We start from the raw sequence: 4,910 nt of genomic DNA, 5'->3' as shown, positions 1-4,910 counted from the left end.
TGCGGCCAGCGCGGCGGCGGAAGCCGCCGTCGGCATCGCCGATCTGCCGCGCGAGGTCAAACTGGCCCTGCGTGAAGCGGTGGCGGAACTGAACCCGGACAAGGTTCGGGCAGTCCTGGCACGGGTCGAAGGCGATCAACCGGAACTTGCCGGACGTATCGGACGAATGAGCGACGAGTTCCAGTTCGAGGAGTTGTGGGACCTGTTGCAGGAGGACTGAGCTTTTGTCAGGTCCGGAAATTGGCCATCGTGTTGCGCAGGCCTCCTGCCAGGCCGCTGAGCGTGCGCGCTGCTTCGGCAGTCTGCTCAGCTGCCGAGTTGTTCTGCTCGGAGGCCTGCGCAACCTGTTCGACACGCTGCGCGATCTGCTGGCTGGCGATCGATTGCTCCTCGATCGCACCACCGATGTCGTTGACCACCGCGACTACCTGCTCGACGCTGCCGCGGATGCTGCGAATTGCCTCGCCTGCGGAGTTGGCCAGATCCACGCCACGGTCGACCTGCTGCACGGCGGTCTCCATGGAGTGCAGGGAGTTGCGGGTTTCCTCCTGAATCTGCATGACCATGGCGTTGATCTCGCTGGTCGCCTTGCCGGTACGTTCGGCGAGCTTGCGCACCTCGTCGGCGACCACGGCGAAACCGCGCCCCGACTCGCCGGCCCGAGCCGCCTCGATCGCGGCATTGAGAGCCAGCAGATTGGTTTGATCGGCAACCTCCTTGATCACCTGCACCACCGTCGAGATCCGTGACGAGCTTTCATCGAGCACACTCATCGCGCTCGACGTGTGGCGGACGCTGTCTGCGATGCGGTTGATCTCCATCGTCGCCTGCTCGATGATACCGCCGCCGCTGGCGGACAGTTCCGAGGCCTGCGTCGCCGTCTTCAGGGCTTCGCGGGCGTTGGCGGCAACCTGGCTGATGCTGACCGACATTTCCTCGACCACCGCTGCCATCGACGTTGTCGAGTCGCTGGTCGCCCGCGAAGCGCCGGCGACCTGCTGCGACGAACTGGAGAGCGTTTGCGCTGCCCTCTCCGTGTCGGCGACCGTCGACACAATGCTTTTTAGCATCGAACGCAGCCGTGATTGCATCTCCTGCTGATGCGCCATCAGACTGTCCGTGTCACCGGCGCGCAATGTCAGGTCCTGGCTCAGATCGCCGCCGGCAATCCGCTGCACGAGTTGCAGCGCGTACTCCGGCTCGCCGCCGAGCTGACGGGTGATTCGACGCGTGACAAAGGCCGCGATGCCGACGGCCAGCGCCACGGCCAGGGCCAGCAAGCCCCACATCAACGTTTCGGCAAGCATGTGTGCAGCCTCTACCGCCTTCTCCGCGTTAGCTTTGCGCTCCTGCTGAAGGGTGATGAATTTCTGGCTTTCCGTAGCCAGTTCACGCTGCACGGCGCGTGCGTCGCCCTGAATCAACTCGCGCATCGCATCGATCCTGCCTTCCCGGGCCAAGGCGACGACCTGCTCGTTGCTGCGTAAATAGCGCTCATTGAGCGTTCTCATGCTGCCGGCCAGTTGCCGCGTGTCCGGGCCGCGCTGCGTCTTTTCCAGCTCCTCGGCCAGCTGGCTACTCTCCTTGCCCGCCTGGGCAACGCGTTCGAGTTCCTTGTCGCGCTCGTCGGCGGCCACCACCAGCGCGCTGAGTTGATAGCGGCGCATGCTGTTCACCCGCTCCGCAATCTCTCGCGCCAGGGATTCGTTACGGCTTGCTCTGACAAGGTTGGCGACACTTTCGTCGATCAGGGAGAGCTGCACCTCACTGACGACGACAAGGACTACCATCACGGTGCAAACAACGGCGAAACCACTCCATAGCAGCGTCTTGATTTTCATTCAAACGGCCTTTCGGAAGAAGTACGACAGGATGTCTGGCTGCCGCCAGACGGCTTCGGCGTTGAAAAGTCGCTGCCCACCCCGATCAGCACAAGACCCGATAGACGTACCGGTACGCCGAGGTCAGGGAACACGCACGGTAGCGCAGGAACCGGCGCCGATCGAATTGACCGAAGGAGCGGTAGCACAAGTTCCCTCCGAAGGATAGGAAATCCAACGGCACCATCGAGAGTATATGAGCCTTGATCAAGGGGCGTCAATCTCCGATTGGCTCCCAGGAAGCTCATGAAAAGTTAGCCGAATCCCGCCTCGCTACGTGAACTGCAGAATGGCTCCGTGTTGATGCGCAGCGCAGTGCCGGACGAAGGCTTGCAGGTCGCGGTAGTTCTCCAGCAGATATGCAGTGGCGTCGCCAGAGTTCCTGCTCCAGAGGTCTTCCGGGTAGACACCCTTGAAGTTAACCGATTGCAGGGTCTGGAGCAACTGAACCTCAGTGATGTCCTTCAGCGCAGCATCGAGTGCGGACATCGTCTCGCTCCGAACGTAGAGTGCGTGCCCATACCCGACTTCGAAGTCCCCGATCTTGCCATCGCCCGCGAACATGTCTGGCGCCTGTGGCGCGCAGTACCGGATGCACGCTCGCAGACCGTCCCACGACTTGTCCACGTCGAGCGCTCTACGCTCTCCTTCAGAGAACCTGATGGACTGTGGAGTTGGTAACGTCTGCCTCTTGCCAAAGAGGCGCTGAATGAGCGAATGCTTGCTGTCCGAGGCGAGTTGCTTCAGGTAGTTGGTGTCGTCATCTCCATCAAGCACGCGCCAAACAAGTGGTGGATCGGCCCGGACACGGCCGAGGTTCTCGGTACTGATCGAGTAGGCGAGTAGACAGACACCCATGACGTTGAACGCGAGGCCTAACGCTCAGCATGCAGCGCCGTCCGCTGCATGCTGTTGGACGAAGCCGCTACGCGGAGGAACCTGAGGCGCTGCAGTCGTGTTGAAGTCAAGATGTGACCTCGCCCCTCACCCGAGGGATATTGATGAAGAAAGCGAGGTTACCGCAAATGTGAGCCGAGACCTCAGCGCTGCCCGGCCGCACTCGGGACTGCAGTTTCCCCAAGCTGAGTGGTGCGGCCGCCCGGAAAGCGGTGGCCGGGACGCGAAAACGGCCGCTTTCGGAAGATCGGCGCCGCGCATGCCCTGACAGGCCGAGACTTTCCGCTCCCGCGCCAGCGGCGTTCATGCCTATGAGGCCAATCCAGAAAAGATATTTGCAGGGGGGGAGCCCCGCGCTCCGGCCCGGGCTCGTCCAACAAACGGATCAGATCGTGGCTTCGCACGATCGATCCTTATTCGTTAGGCATCGCATTCTCGGTGTAGTTGAATCTGAATGCACAGTTCCTGCGTACCGGAAAGAGAATAAGCCCGATGGTGGGGCTAGGAGACCATTATGGACACTGCAATTGTCGACGAACTTAGCAAGCGCTTCATCAGGTACCTAGAGACCGGGGATGAACCGCAGAGTGTGTTTGCCCCTGACATCTTCTTGGACTTCACGCTTCCGACGTGGCGCATTCAAGCACAAGGACTCAGGGACGTGCATGACATTCGGATGAGGGGTCATCCGACATCGGGCACCGTGCCGCGCTGGAGCGTTCTACCGACGCCCAACGGGTTCGCCATGGAAGCCGAGGAGCGTTGGACAGACTCTAAAGGTGATTGGTACTGCCGCGAAGCGTTCTTCGCTGAAATTCGGGAAGGGAAGATCTCCCGATTGGCCGTGTATTGCACGGGTGACTGGGACTCTGCCCGACAGGCTTCACATCGTGCACAGGTCACGTTACTGGTTTCGTAGCAAGGGTACACCTCCGTGACGCCCAGGGCAACAAGGATCGGCGGGTGCCGTTGCCGCAAGCGACCCATCAACACCTGCGCCGCTTCTGGCGGGTGCCTCGTCACCCGGTCTTGCTCTTTCCCCATCGCCCCGGCGGCCTGAAAGGGGCGGCCACCGCGACGACGCCGATGGAGGCGGGCGGTGTGCAGACCACCTTGCACAAGGTGGTCGAGGCCTGCGGCCTAAAAAAGATCACGCCGCACAGCTTGCGCCATAGCGACGCGACCCCTCTGATCGAGGTGCAGAAGTTCCTCGGCCATCACTCGATTCTCACCACCGCCCGCTATACCCCCTGACGGAGCAGACCCAGCATCCCGCGCTGGAGCGGATCAACGGTCTGATGGAGGGCTTCTCCCTGACCTGGGGGCGGATCAAGTGATCCGCCTGGCTGCGATCATTCAGACCTTCGAGGCGGATTTTCTGGCGCAATACGGGGACCGTCTGACGCCGGCTCACGGTCAGGCGCTGGCGGCGATGAGAAATTGCCGCACGCAAAGCAGCGTCCAAATGCAGGTTCAATGCACGGCAGGTGAACATCAGAAGCGGGTGCCGCATTCCTGCGGCCATCGCCCCTGCCCGCACTGCCCACATCATGAGAGTCCGCAATGGCGGGAGCGTCAGTTGAAGAAGCCGTTGCCCGCCGAGTACTTTCTACGGACCTTCACCCTGCCCGCCGAATTCAGAGCGCTGACCTGGGCAAATCAGGGCGTGGTCTAACGTCAGTTCGGGATAAAGAAGCCAAAAATTGTGAAGGATCTCGGCATCGACTTCGTGACCCAGGTCAGGAAAAACAGGAAGCCCGTCGCTCTCGATCCCTTCGACCAAGCGATGCTACGGCAACGATTCCTCGTCGAAACCGTCATCGACGAACTGAAAAACCTCTGTCAGATCGAGCACCCCCGCCATCGCTCGCACATCCCATTTCGCCGTCAATTTGCTGGCCGGCCTCATCGCCCATTGCCTGATGCCCAACAAGCCCAAATTGTCGCTACAGGATGTCCGTCGGCTCTCTCAGTCCACCAAACTTATCCCGAACTAACGTTATCCTTATTCGTTAGATGGCCGAGGTTCAAGAGCTGGCATTTTTGGCTAGGCTGTGTTCACAAAATCATGGTTTGTGTGCGAGACTCTGGCTATCATCCACGGCCAGAGGGGTCGAGCATGGATCGTTTGTA

6 protein-coding genes and 1 pseudogene are annotated in these 4,910 nt (G+C 60.9%); 5 read left to right on the top strand and 2 right to left on the bottom strand.

The window, feature by feature from the left end; all coding sequences use genetic code 11:
- Window positions 1-220 (top strand): hypothetical protein (locus CAPSK01_RS07265; protein ID WP_034924496.1); only part of this gene is annotated, 220 nt, incomplete at its 5' end.
- 7 nt (window positions 221-227) lie between these two features.
- Here CAPSK01_RS07265 and CAPSK01_RS07260 read toward each other — a convergent pair.
- Window positions 228-1,841, bottom strand: coding sequence for a methyl-accepting chemotaxis protein (locus tag CAPSK01_RS07260; protein ID WP_273703241.1), 1,614 nt, complete (start codon window positions 1,839-1,841; stop codon window positions 228-230).
- Between the two features lie 312 nt (window positions 1,842-2,153).
- Complete coding sequence (locus CAPSK01_RS07255; RefSeq protein WP_034924493.1) at window positions 2,154-2,738, bottom strand: DUF1877 family protein; 585 nt, start codon at window positions 2,736-2,738, stop codon at window positions 2,154-2,156.
- 553 nt (window positions 2,739-3,291) lie between these two features.
- On the opposite strand from CAPSK01_RS07255, the gene CAPSK01_RS07250 reads away from it, so the two are divergent.
- From CAPSK01_RS07250 to CAPSK01_RS22160, 4 genes and pseudogenes are all read left to right on the top strand, one after another.
- Window positions 3,292-3,696 (top strand): hypothetical protein, encoded by a 405-nt coding sequence (locus CAPSK01_RS07250; RefSeq protein ID WP_034924491.1) that lies wholly within the window; start codon window positions 3,292-3,294, stop codon window positions 3,694-3,696.
- A gap of 44 nt (window positions 3,697-3,740) precedes the next feature.
- Window positions 3,741-4,031 (top strand): tyrosine-type recombinase/integrase, encoded by a 291-nt coding sequence (locus CAPSK01_RS07245; RefSeq protein ID WP_273703240.1) that lies wholly within the window; start codon window positions 3,741-3,743, stop codon window positions 4,029-4,031.
- 79 nt (window positions 4,032-4,110) lie between these two features.
- A complete protein-coding gene (locus tag CAPSK01_RS07240; RefSeq protein ID WP_273703239.1) occupies window positions 4,111-4,452 on the top strand; it encodes a transposase zinc-binding domain-containing protein in 342 nt (113 codons plus the stop codon).
- A gap of 45 nt (window positions 4,453-4,497) precedes the next feature.
- Window positions 4,498-4,774, top strand: a pseudogene (locus CAPSK01_RS22160) (transposase); the annotation flags it as partial.
- Window positions 4,775-4,910: the final 136 nt, after the last annotated feature.

The sequence above is a fragment of the Candidatus Accumulibacter vicinus genome (genome assembly GCF_000584955.1).
Lineage (GTDB): Bacteria > Pseudomonadota > Gammaproteobacteria > Burkholderiales > Rhodocyclaceae > Accumulibacter > Accumulibacter vicinus.
Note: the sequence above shows the minus strand (reverse complement) of the source record. Positions and strands in the feature narration are given on the sequence as shown.

Bases quoted from the DNA above. Each gene is read 5' to 3' on its own strand.
- CAPSK01_RS07255 (WP_034924493.1), bottom strand. From the start codon at position 2,738: ATGGGTGTCTGTCTACTCGCCTACTCGATCAGTACCGAGAACCTCGGC.
- CAPSK01_RS07260 (WP_273703241.1), bottom strand. From the start codon at position 1,841: ATGAAAATCAAGACGCTGCTATGGAGTGGTTTCGCCGTTGTTTGCACC.
- CAPSK01_RS07250 (WP_034924491.1), top strand. From the start codon at position 3,292: ATGGACACTGCAATTGTCGACGAACTTAGCAAGCGCTTCATCAGGTAC.